Source organism: Moheibacter sp., from assembly GCF_049672845.1.
Taxonomy (GTDB): Bacteria; Bacteroidota; Bacteroidia; order Flavobacteriales; family Weeksellaceae; genus Moheibacter.
Window position 1 is genome coordinate 178,534 of record NZ_JBATWT010000008.1, and the last position, 14,799, is coordinate 193,332.

14 protein-coding genes are annotated in these 14,799 nt (G+C 37.1%); 4 read left to right on the top strand and 10 right to left on the bottom strand.

Features of this window, described 5'->3' with window-relative positions; genetic code table 11:
• The first annotated feature begins 15 nt into the window (after positions 1–15).
• The 3 genes from WBF63_RS03720 to WBF63_RS03730 are packed head-to-tail and all read left to right on the top strand — an operon-like array spanning position 16 to position 5,016.
• The gene (locus WBF63_RS03720) at positions 16–3,411 is read left to right on the top strand and encodes a T9SS type B sorting domain-containing protein (RefSeq protein ID WP_424368353.1); all 3,396 of its coding nucleotides are present in this window, start codon (positions 16–18) and stop codon (positions 3,409–3,411) included.
• 43 nt (positions 3,412–3,454) lie between these two features.
• Positions 3,455–4,588, top strand: a complete 1,134-nt coding sequence (locus WBF63_RS03725) for a THUMP domain-containing class I SAM-dependent RNA methyltransferase (protein WP_424368404.1) — start codon at positions 3,455–3,457, stop codon at positions 4,586–4,588.
• Positions 4,585–5,016, top strand: a complete 432-nt coding sequence (locus WBF63_RS03730) for a hypothetical protein (protein ID WP_424368354.1) — start codon at positions 4,585–4,587, stop codon at positions 5,014–5,016. Before WBF63_RS03725 ends, WBF63_RS03730 begins: the two co-directional genes overlap by 4 nt.
• A gap of 6 nt (positions 5,017–5,022) precedes the next feature.
• On the opposite strand, the gene WBF63_RS03735 is transcribed toward WBF63_RS03730, so the two are convergent.
• Together WBF63_RS03735 and WBF63_RS03740 are read right to left on the bottom strand one after the other, a co-directional pair.
• On the bottom strand, positions 5,023–6,753 hold the full coding sequence (locus WBF63_RS03735; RefSeq protein WP_424368355.1) for a M14 family metallopeptidase: 1,731 nt from the start codon (positions 6,751–6,753) through the stop codon (positions 5,023–5,025).
• Entirely contained in the window at positions 6,750–7,619 is an 870-nt protein-coding gene (locus tag WBF63_RS03740; RefSeq protein WP_424368356.1) for a TraB/GumN family protein, read from the bottom strand. The genes WBF63_RS03735 and WBF63_RS03740 overlap by 4 nt, the downstream gene beginning before the upstream one ends.
• A 166-nt stretch (positions 7,620–7,785) precedes the next feature.
• On the opposite strand from WBF63_RS03740, the gene WBF63_RS03745 reads away from it, so the two are divergent.
• On the top strand, positions 7,786–8,631 hold the full coding sequence (locus tag WBF63_RS03745) for a hypothetical protein (protein ID WP_424368357.1): 846 nt from the start codon (positions 7,786–7,788) through the stop codon (positions 8,629–8,631).
• Here WBF63_RS03745 and WBF63_RS03750 read toward each other — a convergent pair whose 3' ends face one another.
• The 8 genes from WBF63_RS03750 to WBF63_RS03785 form a co-directional block, all read right to left on the bottom strand.
• On the bottom strand, positions 8,632–9,033 hold the full coding sequence (locus WBF63_RS03750) for a thiol-disulfide oxidoreductase DCC family protein (protein ID WP_424368358.1): 402 nt from the start codon (positions 9,031–9,033) through the stop codon (positions 8,632–8,634).
• A gap of 19 nt (positions 9,034–9,052) precedes the next feature.
• Positions 9,053–10,693, bottom strand: coding sequence for a M1 family metallopeptidase (locus WBF63_RS03755; RefSeq protein ID WP_424368359.1), 1,641 nt, complete (start codon positions 10,691–10,693; stop codon positions 9,053–9,055).
• Between the two features lie 346 nt (positions 10,694–11,039).
• Complete coding sequence (locus WBF63_RS03760) at positions 11,040–12,626, bottom strand: peptide chain release factor 3 (RefSeq protein WP_424368360.1); 1,587 nt, start codon at positions 12,624–12,626, stop codon at positions 11,040–11,042.
• A gap of 83 nt (positions 12,627–12,709) precedes the next feature.
• Positions 12,710–13,003 (bottom strand): DUF493 domain-containing protein, encoded by a 294-nt coding sequence (locus tag WBF63_RS03765; protein WP_424368361.1) that lies wholly within the window; start codon positions 13,001–13,003, stop codon positions 12,710–12,712.
• Positions 13,004–13,006: 3 nt separating this feature from the next.
• The gene (locus tag WBF63_RS03770) at positions 13,007–13,573 is read right to left on the bottom strand and encodes a TlpA family protein disulfide reductase (protein WP_424368362.1); all 567 of its coding nucleotides are present in this window, start codon (positions 13,571–13,573) and stop codon (positions 13,007–13,009) included.
• Positions 13,574–13,620: 47 nt separating this feature from the next.
• Positions 13,621–14,211, bottom strand: coding sequence for a MarR family winged helix-turn-helix transcriptional regulator (locus WBF63_RS03775; protein WP_424368363.1), 591 nt, complete (start codon positions 14,209–14,211; stop codon positions 13,621–13,623).
• Positions 14,212–14,227: 16 nt separating this feature from the next.
• Positions 14,228–14,491, bottom strand: coding sequence for a DUF2024 family protein (locus WBF63_RS03780; RefSeq protein ID WP_424368364.1), 264 nt, complete (start codon positions 14,489–14,491; stop codon positions 14,228–14,230).
• 57 nt (positions 14,492–14,548) lie between these two features.
• On the bottom strand, positions 14,549–14,782 hold the full coding sequence (locus WBF63_RS03785; RefSeq protein ID WP_424368365.1) for a thioredoxin family protein: 234 nt from the start codon (positions 14,780–14,782) through the stop codon (positions 14,549–14,551).
• Positions 14,783–14,799 lie beyond the last annotated feature (17 nt).

Sequence of the window (14,799 nt, forward strand, 5' to 3'; positions counted from 1 at the left end):
TAATTTAAGTACTTAATGATAAAATATTATACCCTCTTGATACCTATTCTGATTTCGGTAAAATCTTTGAGTCAGGATATAGCACTTTATACCCAGTTTTTAGGGAAATATGATTTTACCATGATTGGGAATACATTGAACGATCACGCCAATACAGGAGCAGATTCACAGTGTTATGTGCTCTCTCAATCAAGTGCCACCCTAAATTTATCTCCAACTCAAGAAATTGTAGCCGCTTATTTATATTGGGCCGGATCAGGGTCTCTATCCGAAGGGGATTTGGATGTGAAATTAAATGGAATTGATATGGTCGTGGATAGAACATTCACCACGACTCTTGCAACTAAACCCGTATATGGAGCTTTTTCAGACATAACAGCTTTGGTTCAGACAACAGGAAACGGAACCTATACTTTTTCAGATTTTGATTTATCAGGAGTTATCAATAGTTTAGAATATTGCAATAATGGAACGAATTTCGGAGGTTGGTCAATTTTAATTATTTATACAGAACCGGATTTAACCAATAATTTGGTCAATATTTATGATGGTTTTGAAAGAGTAGACTCAGGGAACCAAGATTTATTAATTGAACTTACAAATTTAAATGTATTACACCTGGTAGGAAACAAAATTGCTTTTCTTGCTTGGGAGGGAGATGCACCATTAGCCTATAATGAAACTTTAAAAATTAATGGTAGTCTGATATCCAACCCACCTCTTAATCCTGCAAATAATGTATTTAACGGAACCAATAGTTTTACCGGAAGTAACCAACTTTACAATATGGATTTGGATTATTTCAATATAAATGATTACACAAATATTGGAGACAATTCATTAATAATTGAGTTACATTCCGGAAATAATTCAAATCCTCCACAGGCAGATGCCATAATTATGAATAATCTGGTCTTAGTTCTCAATTCCGAAGTTCCCGATGCCACCATTTCAGGTAACGCAACTCTGGGCGGCTGCGACGAACGAGACATAATTTTAGATTATACTGTTTACAATACAATTGCGACCGATGTTCTACCGGAGGGAACTCCCATTGCTTTCTATGCAGATGATATCCTGATTGGTACATCCACCACAGATAACGATATCGAGATAGGCGGATCGGAAAACGGAACGATTTCGCTTACAATCCCGGATACGGTGCCCAATGCCTTTACACTCATTCTAAGCGTGGATGATGATGGAACCGGCGAAAGTACCGTAATTGAATTCAACGAAGAAAATAATACTTATGAAATTCCCGTCATCCTTGGTGTTACACCTACCGTAAACCCACATGATAATTTACTTGAAGTATGTGATTCCGACAACAACCAGACAGAAATATTTGATTTGACTCAAATCGGAAATCAGATGGTGGGACTTCAGACTGGTGTGCTGATTCGTTACTATACTTCTGAAGCAGATGCCAATGCGGGAAACACAAATAATATCACGACACCAAATGCATATAATTCGGGTGCTCAGACAATTTTTGTACGAATGGAAGATGTAATCGGTTGTTACATCATTGCACAATTTGAACTGAATCTGCTTGCCGCTTCAGAACTTACACATGAAATTCCAAACCTCGAATATTGTTCTTCAAGCCATATTCTTACAGGAATTCCATTCAATTTATCTGATAATGAAACAGCCATCCTCAACGGAAACAATCCGGCTGATTACACTATAACTTATCATTTAGACAATAACGATGCACTGAGTGGCAACAACGCCATCATCAATGCGACAAACTATGAAAATATTTCTTCGCCTCAAACTATCTGGGTGCGAATGACAGATGCTGAAGGATGCGTTCAGTATGGTTCATTTGATTTAATTGCAATTGCGGCCGGTGAAATGAGCTATGCCCTGCCCGATCTGGAAAACTGTTCCGGGAATCAGATTCTGACTGGCATAGTAACCGATTTGACAGAAAATGAAGAAGCCGTCCTGAATGGAAACGACCCTGCTCAGTTTACAATCACATACCACCTGGATGAAAACGGAGCTATAAACGGAACAGGCGCAATTGGGAATCCTGAAAATTATCCGAACATTTCAGCGCCTCAAACAATTTGGGTGCGTATAGTCAGCCTTCAGGGGTGTGTTCAGTACGGATCTTTCCAACTAATTTATCATGCAGCGCCCGTTGCCAACGATGCCCAAACGGAAGAATGCAGCATGGTAGGGCCTGCAACCTTCAATCTGGAAAACTTAAACGAACTCGTTGTTATAAATACAACCGGACTTGATTTCAATTATTATCTAACAGAAAATGATGCTGAAAACGAAATCAACCCATTGCCGCTTATTTACACACCACCTGCACAGAGTTCAACAGTTTTCGTGCGTATCGAAAACGAATTTGGGTGTTTTACAGTAGTTGAAGTTCAGCTTGAAACCGTTATCAATACGACCGAAATCAATGAGATATACTACGAATGTGATTCGCCCGATGAGCTCAATGACGGATTTACCTTGTTTAATCTGACCAATATCAACAATCAGGTAAATCTTCAGTTGGGATTGACAAATACAACCATCACTTACCATTTAACGCCTCAGGATGCAGCAACAGGAAATAATCCGATTGCGAATCCTACTGATTATACAAATACTACCAGTCCGCAAACCATTTATGCAAGAGCAATTGACATGGATGGCAACTGCGGTGGCGTAGCTGAATTCAGAATCGAAGTAAATCCCGTTCCGGAATTTGTTTTACCTGAATACATCGCATTCTGTAATTATGACACTAAAAATTATCAGTTCTTTGATCCTTTTCAGACATACGCCTGGTTTGACGCAAATGGAAACCATATAAGCAGTCAAAGTACTGTAAATTTTCCTGCTGCCGGCATTTATACGCTTGAAGTTACATCGGCAGATTTGGCTTGTCCGGCGCGGCGCGAAGTGGAAGTAATTTTTGACAATCAGCCTGTTATTACAAATATTGAAGTAAACGAACATACCATTATCATTTCAGCCAATGGAGGACTTCCACCCTATCAGTACAGCTATAACAATGGACTCACCTGGACAGGAGATTACATTATTCACAATGTCCCAGGTGGAATTTATGATTTAATCGTGAAAACTAAGTATGGTTGTATTTCCACTGCGAAATCCTTTGGTGTACTGGGTGTTCCGAATCTTATTTCACCAAACGGAGACGGAAAAAATGATTTCTGGGAAATCAGAGGTTTGGATGCATATCCTGATGCGCATATAAAAATCTTTGACCGTTACGGTAAAATGTTTGTGGACAGACCACTGAACAATTCTTTCAGATGGGATGGAAAGTATCTTGGCAATCCGGTTCCTTCAGGAGATTATTGGTACATTATCACTGTTGAAGAAGGAAAAACCATTTCCGGACATATTTCGGTTCGCTACAGAAATTAAAAACCTTAATTTTGCATAAAATTTAATTTTGGAAAATTTCAGAATGCAAGCCAAAACTTTTTTCGGTTTCGAAACTGTTTTGGCAGAAGAATTAAAGTCATTGGGCGCAGCCGATGTGGAAATCAAAAATCGTTTGGTCGAATTTCACGGTGACATCGGATTTCTTTATAAAGCCAATTACAGTTTATATACTGCACTTCGCATTTTAAAACCAATTCATTCATTTTCAGCTAAAAACGAATTTCAATTATATGATCGATTTAAGAAATTTCCTTGGGAAGATTATCTCGATTTAAACCAAACTTTCATCATAGATTCTACGGTTCATTCAGATTATTTTACGCATTCGCATTATGCTTCCTTAAAAATGAAAGACGCATTGGTAGATCGATTTCAGGAGAAGTTCGGAAAACGCCCAAGCGTGGACAAATTCCAGCCCGATGTATACTTCAACCTGCACATCAGCCATGATAAGATCACACTTTCTCTTGATAGTAGTGGTGAATCTTTACATAAACGCGGCTATAAAACCGAACATGGAAAAGCGCCTATCAATGAGGTTTTGGCGGCAGGTTTATTGAAAATTGCCGGATGGGACGGAAAAGGAAATTTCCTCGATCCCATGTGTGGTTCCGGAACGATTCTGACCGAAGCGGCTTTGATAGCGGCCAATATTCCCCCTCAAATCCATCGGAAAAGATTTGCATTTGAGAATTGGAAGGATTTTGATGGAGAATTATTTGAAAAAATAAAAGAAACAAGATTGAACCGAATCAGGGAATTTAGTGGAAAAATAGTGGGATACGACATCAATCCTACGATGCTGAAAATAGCGGAAGAAAATATCACACACGCTGATTTGGAGGATTTCATCGAAGTCAAAATGAAGGACTTTTTCCAATCGGAAAAGGATTTATTTCCGGTTTTGATTGTTTTTAATCCGCCTTATAACGAACGAATTGAAAGCGATAACGAAGTTTTGTACAAAGCAATCGGCGATACACTAAAAAACCATTATCCCAACACATTTGCGTGGTTTATCACTTCTGATTTATCGGCCAAAAAATTCGTTGGACTCAAACCTTCCAAAAAAGTTAAAGTCTTCAACGGAAAACTCGAATGTGATTTTTTGCGGTATGATATTTATGAAGGAAGTAAAAAAAATTCGAAATCATGAAAATATATTTGATTTTGTTATTAGTGGCAACCGTGCATTTTACATATGCCCAAGAGAGTACAGAAAATCCTTATTTATTGGGTTGTGAAAATGTAAAAAATAAAACCGCCAAAGAATTCTGTAATTCCAAAAGCTTTAGCGAATTGTATGTGGAAGAATTTAGCAAAGTATTGGAAAAATATGGAGATGCTGTCCCTGAAGGTAAAGCCATAATTGAATTTACTATTTTCAAAGATGGGAATTTCGGATTGGTTAAATCCGTGGAGTCAGATAACTCTGATTTTTCACAAATTTCATTAGCTATTCTCAACGATATCCACACTAATTTTAAAAAGTATGGTTTAAAATTTAAGCCTATAACTGATGAAAACGGAGTAGCTATTGATAAAAAGTTAAGATTCGCTAGTGAAAATAGTGGAGCCCAATAAAACAATCTAATTCAAAACCCTAAAAACCGGATACTGCATGAATTCCGGCTCTGTCCATGATGAATTTTCATACACAAACATGAGTTGGGCATAAGCATTTTGCGCAAATTCAGAATCTGAGTTTTTCTTTGCTTCCAGTTTTTTACGCAACTCCGGATTTTCTTTTAAATATTGGGCAGCGATGTCCTCAAAAACATATGGTGAAAAACCTTCTTTTTGTTGCAGAATACCATCAAAAAAGTTCCAGGCAAAATAAGAATCCATCGCTTGAGGTTCTAGTGTTTCCATCAAAAAACGATTGGCTTTTTGGTTCATCGGAATGTACCAATCTCCCTTTCTGAACTGCTTTTTTACCAGAGTTTTGGAAATTTCTACTTTTGAATTGATATGACGTGATTCATAGGCAACTGGCGCAGCTTCATAATTTTCAATTTTATAAACTTCCACTTCTATTTCCGTATCTTTTTCCAATTGTTTCATTTCAACCTGATTCAGTTTTAACAAATCAACGACCTTCCACCAACCTTGCGGAATGATGTAAGCTTGCGGTTTTTTGACAACAATTTCGGCATCAAATTGATTATAAATCGGAATTTGTTTTTCGTAAGGTTTATTTCGGTCATAATACAATCTGTCCAAACCGGAAACTTCACTCTTTTTATATCCGGCTTCAAATCCTTTGAAAAGATAATACTGAAATTTATCCGGATTATGTTTCCAACCGATGGTGAATTCTTTTTGCGAAATTTCCTTTGCAATGGTTTGATTTCGAAGTGATTTTATTTCCTTACTGTTTGCTGAAGTGAATTCTATAAAGGAAACCATCAGTTCGTAAGTCGCATCAACCCGTTGTGCATAAGGTTTCAGCATATGCGTTTCCGGCACGAAACAAAAGCTGCTCCACAGTGTCCCAAAACCGCTCGAATAACGAGGCGAATCGACATACTCATTCCAACCGTTGTCCGGCGTTTTTCCCCAAACATTTACATAAGGAATCAGATCATAACCTTTTTTCTGCATGGATTTATACATAGCAGGCTCAAAAACCCGGTTGATGTACTCACCCATTTCACCGCCCAATTTGCTGTGTTGTGAAGTCAGCAAAGTCATAACATGCTGATAATCCGCTCCGTTGCTGACATGATTATCCACAAAAACGTCCGGGTTTAATTCATGAAATATTTCTGTAAATGAACGCGCATTTTTAGAATCGCACTTAATATAATCACGGTTTAAATCCAGATTCTGACCGTTTCCGCGTGAACCGAATTCATCGGGACCATTTTGATCGACCCGATAGTTTTCGCTGCGGTTCAGCATTCCGCCAATATTATACACCGGAATGATGGCCAAAACGAGGTTATCGGGAAGTTTGAATTTACAATCGGAAATATCTCGTGCGAGCAACATACTGGCGTCGATTCCATCGGGTTCTCCGGGGTGAATTCCATTGTTAATCAGCAAGATGGATTTATTTTCTGATTGAATTTTCTTTAAATCAAATTCGCCTGAATTCGAAATTAAAACCAAATGAAGCGGAAATCCCGAATCGGTCAATCCTTTTTCCGTTATCTGAATTTTCTCCGAATTTTCTGCCAGATTTTTCCAGAAATCAATGGTTTCAAAATAAGTGGAAGTTTGGCTTCCGTCAGATGATTCAAATGGAATTTTCATGTTTTGACTCAAAACGGAATAATGCATAAGCAGCATCATTCCACAAAAAATTATTCTTTTCATAAAACAGCTTTCACCTTATAGCCTTGCTTTCTGAGCAGATTGATCACACCTTTCTCGCCTGCCAGATGCGCTGCACCGACTGCTATTAAACTCGGTGTAGTCTTGATTTCTTTTTCAATTACAGGTATCCAGTTTTCGTTTCTTTTGTCCAGAAAATCTTCTAGATTTCCCTGTGGATATTTCGGGTCTTCAAAGGACTCTTTCGTGAAATTATACAAGGCTTGCACATCCTGATTTCGGTAATATTCCAAAAGTTCCCGAAGTTGTTGCTCAGCTTCATCAAAATTATTGACCAGATAAGAAATAGATTGCATAGCATCTTCGTTGGTCATGGCAAACAAAACATCAATCTGTGCTTCAGGAGTTTCCAACCCTTTCACTTCTCTTTTAAGCGCCTGTGCTTCTGACAAAAGCATCATATCGTAGCCTAAATCCATGGGACAATCAATGGCCAGCATTCCGAGCTGAACAGAGATAGTCGGAAGGTTGAGGTTTTCAAACATTGCCAGACTCATACCCATTTTTGCCGTGATTAGCGAATCTACTTTTGCAGAAAGTTCGTCGCCAAGTTTTTCTGAAACCTTTTTTCCGTCTGTTGCAAGTGAAGCCTGCATCATTTTGGTCATCAAAGACGGTTCGTCCATATCAAGTTCCAGAATGAGTTGTTCGGTTTTATCAAATGCATTCTGAAGTTCAGGACGCATTTCCACTTCGCCCTGACAGGCAATGTGAACGGTTCCGAATAGATAAGAAGGTTGGGATAAACCTTTGCCTGAGATTTCCCAAAGAAGTGATTTTTCTTTGATATCCTGAGAAAGACCGAATTGAAAGACGAAAATAAGGGAAAATGCAAATATTTTTTTCATTATTAATTTTTATATATGTTTTAAATAATTCATTACGAATTAGGCTAAATTAGAAAAATTGAACCATAAAATTGTTTTTAAGTTTCATTTAATCGATAAAATTTAAATCTGACACAAAGCATTTCTACAAGTCAGTGAAAATCTTATTTTTGACAAAAATTTAAACATGAGACTATTTATTTCAATTATTTTATTCTCGGTCGCTGTTTGGGTTACTGCACAGGATTCATTTCAGGTAGGCGATAAAATTCAGGCCGGGACGATTACTTTGGTAAATAATGAAAAGATTTCTTTCTTCAGTCTGGAATTTGATTATGATGATAAAATCACTTTTACAAATGCCCAAAGTCTTGAAAAGGAATTTTTGTATAATTCTTCGGTGAAATCAATAGAAACTGATGATAACTTAACTTATAATCAGGATCAGATTGCTGAAATTCAAATAATTAATAAAGAAAGCAATGAGCCAAAAGAAAAAACTTTTACAACTATTACCTATAAAGACAAAAGCATTGAGCTTGAAAATCCTTCTGAAGGCAAGTCGGTGGTTTATTTTGTCCGGACAAGCAGTACTGCTTATTTAATCAACTTCCGTTATTTCGATTATGATCAATTTATCGGCAAATTTGCCGGCGCGGGTTACATACGTTACGAATGCGATCCGGGCGAGCATGCTTTTTGGATTGGTGCTTCCAATTCTTCTTATGTAACAGCAATGCTTGAAGAAGGAAAAATATACGTAATTGAAACAATTCCTGTGATGGGCATGGCTTATGCAAGGGTTAAAGTTGAAATTCCGGATCGACTGAATCCTAAAAAATATAATAAGCAGAAAAAACGAATTTTCGCCATTTTATCTGACGAAAAATTCGATAAAACCAATCCCAAAGACGTTTTATATGCCACACAATCTGACTATAAAAAGGAAATCGAACGCGGAGTGGAAATTTATCAAAAAAGAGAAGAAAAAGAGCAGGATCATCTGCTTCATCCTTTACAGTATTTTGAATAATCAATTCAGGAACTTTTCCTGTAAATCGGGTGTAGGCAACCAGCAGCTTTCTTGCTTTCCAAACCATCTGTAACGGTTTTGGGAGATGATGTCATACACAAAATCACGAATGAATTTTGGGAAAACAAATAATAATTTCGACCATTTATAAATTCCTTTTAACTCTCTTCCAATGTGCAAAGCAGCATCTGATTTGTTAAAATATTTATTGCCATCTACAAGAATGATAGAATTGAATTCTTCAGTAGACAAATCATTTTTCTTTAAAAATTCCTGTCCGAATTCTGATTGGAGCGAAGCAAATTTAAACTGGTTTTTATAATCGTTTTCAATCACTTTCTGTACTGTGGAATTGCAAAGATTACAAACGCCGTCAAACAATATGATTTTTTGAGAATTCATATCTATTTAATCTCAAAAATCAAACCTCTTTCATAAGAATATAGAAATTCCGGTCAATTCTGAAATTCTTTTCCCAACCATCTTTTAATTTTTCAGTTTTCCATTCAGAATTGGGAAAAAGCCAAATTTCTGAATTCGCAATTTTCACCGGCATATCGAATTTATCCACTACGTTGGTCCAACGATAAGTGATTTCATTCCCATTGATCTTATATTCGAGCGTCGGAATCATGGTTGTACGCAAATATTGATTGAAAAATTCAGTCAGATCTATGCCACTCATTTGGCTCATATAGTCTTCAATGTCTTTTGTAGTAACAGTCTGATGATAAAATTTCTCATTCATTCCGCGTAAAATCTGTCGAAACTTATCATCATCCTCTAACAACTGCCTGAATGTGTGAATCATATTGGCGCCTTTGTAGTAAATATCACCGCTTCCCTCCTGGTTTACTCCGTAAACACCGATCATGGGAATGTCATTCTGAATTTTCCCCCGCGTCCCGATTACGTAATCATTGCCGGCTTCTTTTCCAAATAACTGATGCGTATGAAGCGTTTCCGAATAGGAAGTAAAGGCTTCATGCACCCACATATCAGCCACATCTTTTGTTGTAATGCTGTTTCCAAACCATTCATGACCTGACTCGTGAATCAGAATAAAATCCCATTTCATCCCCCAACCCGACTCCGATAAATCGCGACCCAAATAACCGTTTTCGAAATGATTTCCATAGGCAATCGCACTCTGGTGCTCCATTCCCAAATGTGAGGTCTCCACCAGTTTATAGCCATCTTCATAAAAAGGATAAGGCCCGAACCAATGTTCAAATGACTTCAACATATCTTTTGTCTGAACCAACTGTTTTTCCGCTTTGTCACGGTTAAAATCCAGCACCCAATAATTCAAAGTCAGATCACCTTTTTCGCCTTTGTAGATATCTTTTATTTCGGTAAAATGCCCGATGTAAGGGGTAATATTATAATTATTAATCGGATTTTTCACCTCCCAAACAAACTCCAGTTTATCGCCTATCTGACTCATATCAACCAATCTGCCGTTGCCGATGGCAATAAGATCTTCCGGTACGGTCATTGCCAGACTTGCGCCTTTATCAGGCTCATCTCCCTGATAATCTTTGTTGGGAAACCAAACACTTGCACCCAATCCCTGACAGGCAACCGTCATCCAAGGTCTTCCTTTCGCATCTTTTGTAAAAATCCATCCACCATCCCAAGGTGCATTTTTGGCTACACGCGGATTTCCTGAGAATTCAAGTTCGAGTTTATGTTTAGAATTGGTTTGGAATTTCTGATTCAAATGCAAAAAGTAAACGTTTCCTTCGCGAATAACTTTCTTTACTTCTTTGCCATTGAGCTTAACTTTCCCTAGCTTCATCGGTTCCTGCAAATCAATCTGCATAATTTTTCCCGGATTATTTCCGGTAATTTCAAATTCAATCATGTTTTTTCCCTTAATGAATTTTTTATCAAAATCGGGTTCCACCGAAATGTCATATCGTAAAACATTCCACCAATTTCTAAATTCATTATCGGTTCCCCGAAGAGAATCCTGACGGGTAAATTCTTTTTTATGATTGAGAACCTGAGCGTTAGCAAAAAAACCTGCCAGGAGAAAAATAAAAAACAAATATTTCATTGTGAAGTTTAATTTGAACCCCGAAGTTACAATTTTTTCACCCATATGTTAAAACTTATGAAGTTTAACATTTTATTGACAAAATAACGCAACCTTTAAGTAAATTTCACATCTTGTAATCAAATTCATACCCATGCTGCAAAAACTGACTTTTCTATTTTTTTATTGTTTTTTAATCTTTTTCATCTTATGTGAAAACTTTTTTCAATCCAAAAACGGAAACATCATAAGTGAAATCATGGATTAATTAATAATTAATGTGTTTTTATCAATTTTTAGTTTTTACTAAAAATATAAAAGGAAACCCTAAAAAGGTTTCCTTTTATTATATGTGTAAAGTTAATCTTTAAAATTCGCTCACAAAGTGTAGTTTCACAGATGGATATTTCTCCTGGGTCATCTGAATCGTAAAAGAAGAATCGGCTAGAAACACTAACTGATTAAATTTATCACGTGCCAAATATTTCTGTTTAACTCTTTTAAATTCCTGAAATTCAGCAGATTTTTCGTCTTCTACATCAACCCAGCAAGCCTTGAAAATTGAAATCGGTTCGTAGGTAACTTTTGCACCGTATTCATGTTCCAAACGGTATTGAATCACTTCATATTGAAGTGCCCCAACAGTTCCAATGATTTTACGATTATTCATTTCAAGCGTAAATAATTGTGCAACTCCTTCATCCATTAATTGATCAACGCCCTTCTCTAATTGCTTAGCTTTCATAGGATCTGCATTGTTTATATAACGGAAATGTTCAGGTGAGAAAGACGGGATTCCTTTGAACATCATTTTTTCCCCTTCTGTCAGTGTATCGCCAATTCGGAAGTTCCCTGTGTCGTGTAAACCTACAATGTCACCCGCAAAACTTTCATCCACGATTTCTTTTTTATCGGCAAAAAATGCATTCGGACTACTGAATTTCATGTTTTTATTCTGCCGTACATGCAGATAGTTTTTATTTCGTTCAAATTTACCCGAAACGATTTTCACAAATGCAAGGCGGTCTCTGTGTTTCGGATCCATATTGGCATGAATTTTAAAAACAAAACCTGAAAAATTATTTTCAAATGGCTCAACAATTCTTGTGTCAGTTTCTTTTGATTGTGGATGTGGTGCGATATCCACAAAAGCATCCAATAATTCCCGAACTCCAAAATTATTCAAAGCCGAGCCAAAAAATACAGGCTGTAAACTTCCGCTCATATATTCTTTTTCATCAAAAGCCGGATAAACCTCGGTTACAAGTTCAATTTCATTGCGGAGGTTTTCTGCAAACTTTTCGCCTATAATATTGTCAAGTTCAGTATCTTCCAGATTATCAAATGCAATAGCTTCAGAAATTTTCTGTTTGTTCTCATTTGAAAAAAGCCCGATGTTCTTTTCCCATATATTGTAAATTCCTTTGAAAGTCGCTCCGATTCCGATTGGCCATGAAAGTGGCGTCACACGCAAGCTCAGTTTTTGTTCAATTTCATCCATCAGGTCAAAAGCATCTTTTCCTTCGCGATCCATTTTATTGACAAAAACCAGCATGGGAATATTTCGCATACGGCAAACTTCAACGAGTTTTTCAGTCTGTTCCTCCACGCCTTTTGCGACGTCAACCACTACAATTACGGAATCAACCGCAGTCAGTGTTCGGAAAGTATCTTCGGCAAAATCTTTGTGTCCGGGCGTATCGAGAATGTTGATTTTTTTGTCTTTGTAATCAAATGCCAAAACAGAAGTAGCAACAGAAATACCACGCTGCCGCTCGATCTCCATAAAGTCGGAAGTCGCTCCTTTTTTGATTTTATTGCTTTTTACAGCACCGGCTTCCTGAATCGCCCCACCGAATAGAAGTAATTTTTCAGTTAGCGTTGTTTTCCCGGCATCCGGGTGAGCAACGATACCAAATGTTTTTCTTCGGCTGATTTCTTTTTCTAATGACATACTTAAAATTTGCGGATGCAAAGATAAAAATTAGAAGTTAGAATTCAGGAATTTGATTTAGAACAAAGATTCTGATTCAAAAATTACAGCATCATCACGTCCTCAATTGAAGCAGCAGATTTGTAATAATGTATTACCTGGTCGGCATCCAGAACATAAGTCACCACAGTTACTGAAGTGTATTTACCGGTTTTTGATTCTTTCATTGAAAATTGAGGACGTGCACCATCAAATACACGTTGAACTTCTGCAATGCGTTTATTATCGGTCGGAACTATGAATTTAAAAGTATAATTTGAGGGAAATTCTGTCGTATCATCGAGTCTTTCTTTGAATTTCTTATAGAATTCTTCCTGATTTTTATTCTCTTCCTGCATAATTTATTTTTTCAGTAAATCTTCAAAAACCGTAACCAACTGTTGATTGATTCCGCCTGTTGCATAATCCATTGGTCGCGGTGCATTGTCGTCGATGATTTCTCCGTCTTTTCCGATCAGTAAAAACTTCGGTATGGTTGAAATTTTATAATCCTGATGAAAACTTGTTCTTTTACCTGCAAAAAGTTGAACACCACCCATTTGCTTTTCCTGAACCATTTTCTGCCATTTCGCTTTATCGCGGTCATTATCAACCGAAATACTTACAAATTCTATATTGGTATCTCTGTATTTTTCTTCCAGTTCTTTCATTGCAGGCAACTGTTGCAGACAAGGACGACACCAAGTAGCCCAAACGTCAACATACAGATATTTTCCTTTCAAATCTGAAAGCGAAATTTGATTTCCCTGGATCGAATTAAAGGTAAAGGAAGGCGCATACTCAACAAATGAAGCAAGTTCTTCAGGAGATCGTTCCGTAATGCTTCCCACTTCTATTTCTTCTTTTTTTGAATCACAATTCCAAATTAAGACCAATACAATCAAGGCCGAAAAAAATCTGAATTTCATCTGCATTTAATTTAAGGAAAACAAAAATACATAATCCCTTTCATCCGTCAAACTATTGGCGGAATCTTTATACTTTCAAATTCAGGACAATTTATCTGCAAATCCTGATTCAAAAGAGAACGATTCATCAGTTTACAGAAATGCGGATTACCGTCATAATCCCGAGAATAATGCGAACATGAAAAACACATACGCTGCATGGATATGACACCGGAGTTGTGTAGCGCTTCAATAATCCCAATGAGATTGATAAGCAGATTTTCTTTTTCGCTCTGAGGTAATTTATCAACCGAATTTTCAATCTGACTAAAAAAAACTGACGTTTTGGTGGCTGTTTCCAATCCTTTTGAAGTAAGATGAAGCGTATAACTGCGCGAATCTTTCGGGGCATACTCTTTATCCACAAAAGATTTCCGAAATAGAATTTTGACGGAATCGCTGATGGTGGCTTTGGTTAAGTCAAATTCTTTGGCCAGATAACTGATTTTTCTTTTTTCGCGGCTATGAGTCAGCAGAAAATTCAGAATCTGAATCTGAATGGGACTCAAGCCGAGTTGTTTGCTTTCATTCCACAGCAAAACACGAAACGCCTGTGAAATCCTCTCAAGCGACACAACTATTTTTTGATTTAAATCCATAATCCGACCTATGGAATTAATGACAGTTTTCCATCTCGTAAATATAGTAACCTTTCGAATTAATCTCGCTTTCCCACTCCGGTTTTAATTCTTCAATATGACAGAAACTACATTCTTTTGAACTTAATTCCAGTTCCGAAATATTTTTTGATTTGAGATATTCTTTCCCAAACCTGAAAATGACATTCTCATCTCTTATTTCCTGTGGCGCGATGATATCGAAATGCATAATTTTTCCGTTTTTTAAAGGCACATAGGTATCCCAGACTGCTACTTTCATAATAAATTTAATTAAAAAGAGTTGTTTTTCACTTGAACGAAAAACAACTCTCAAAGTTTAACCTTTCACATCTGCCATTGAGGCGCCAAAATTGATGTGTAATACATGTCCGTTGGGCGTTACCAATGCCGGAACAGATTTTACACCCGCATTTTCTGCTTCTTCAATCCGGGAATTGTCATCTCCCAGATGTACAACTTCAACATTTGATTCTCCTACGAGATTTACAATGTCGTGCTCTGCACTGACGCATACAGGACATCCTGCATGATAAAATACTGATTTAGCCATAAAGATTGATTTTTTTA

Bases quoted from the DNA above. Each gene is read 5' to 3' on its own strand.
- WBF63_RS03740 (WP_424368356.1), bottom strand. From the start codon at position 7,619: ATGAAAAAAATATTTGCATTTTCCCTTATTTTCGTCTTTCAATTCGGT.
- WBF63_RS03750 (WP_424368358.1), bottom strand. From the start codon at position 9,033: ATGAATTCTCAAAAAATCATATTGTTTGACGGCGTTTGTAATCTTTGC.
- WBF63_RS03760 (WP_424368360.1), bottom strand. From the start codon at position 12,626: ATGTCATTAGAAAAAGAAATCAGCCGAAGAAAAACATTTGGTATCGTT.
- WBF63_RS03755 (WP_424368359.1), bottom strand. From the start codon at position 10,693: ATGAAATATTTGTTTTTTATTTTTCTCCTGGCAGGTTTTTTTGCTAAC.
- WBF63_RS03735 (WP_424368355.1), bottom strand. From the start codon at position 6,753: ATGAAAAGAATAATTTTTTGTGGAATGATGCTGCTTATGCATTATTCC.
- WBF63_RS03765 (WP_424368361.1), bottom strand. From the start codon at position 13,003: ATGCAGGAAGAGAATAAAAATCAGGAAGAATTCTATAAGAAATTCAAA.
- WBF63_RS03745 (WP_424368357.1), top strand. From the start codon at position 7,786: ATGAGACTATTTATTTCAATTATTTTATTCTCGGTCGCTGTTTGGGTT.
- WBF63_RS03730 (WP_424368354.1), top strand. From the start codon at position 4,585: ATGAAAATATATTTGATTTTGTTATTAGTGGCAACCGTGCATTTTACA.
- WBF63_RS03780 (WP_424368364.1), bottom strand. From the start codon at position 14,491: ATGAAAGTAGCAGTCTGGGATACCTATGTGCCTTTAAAAAACGGAAAA.
- WBF63_RS03785 (WP_424368365.1), bottom strand. From the start codon at position 14,782: ATGGCTAAATCAGTATTTTATCATGCAGGATGTCCTGTATGCGTCAGT.
- WBF63_RS03725 (WP_424368404.1), top strand. From the start codon at position 3,455: ATGCAAGCCAAAACTTTTTTCGGTTTCGAAACTGTTTTGGCAGAAGAA.
- WBF63_RS03720 (WP_424368353.1), top strand. From the start codon at position 16: ATGATAAAATATTATACCCTCTTGATACCTATTCTGATTTCGGTAAAA.
- WBF63_RS03770 (WP_424368362.1), bottom strand. From the start codon at position 13,573: ATGAAATTCAGATTTTTTTCGGCCTTGATTGTATTGGTCTTAATTTGG.
- WBF63_RS03775 (WP_424368363.1), bottom strand. From the start codon at position 14,211: ATGGATTTAAATCAAAAAATAGTTGTGTCGCTTGAGAGGATTTCACAG.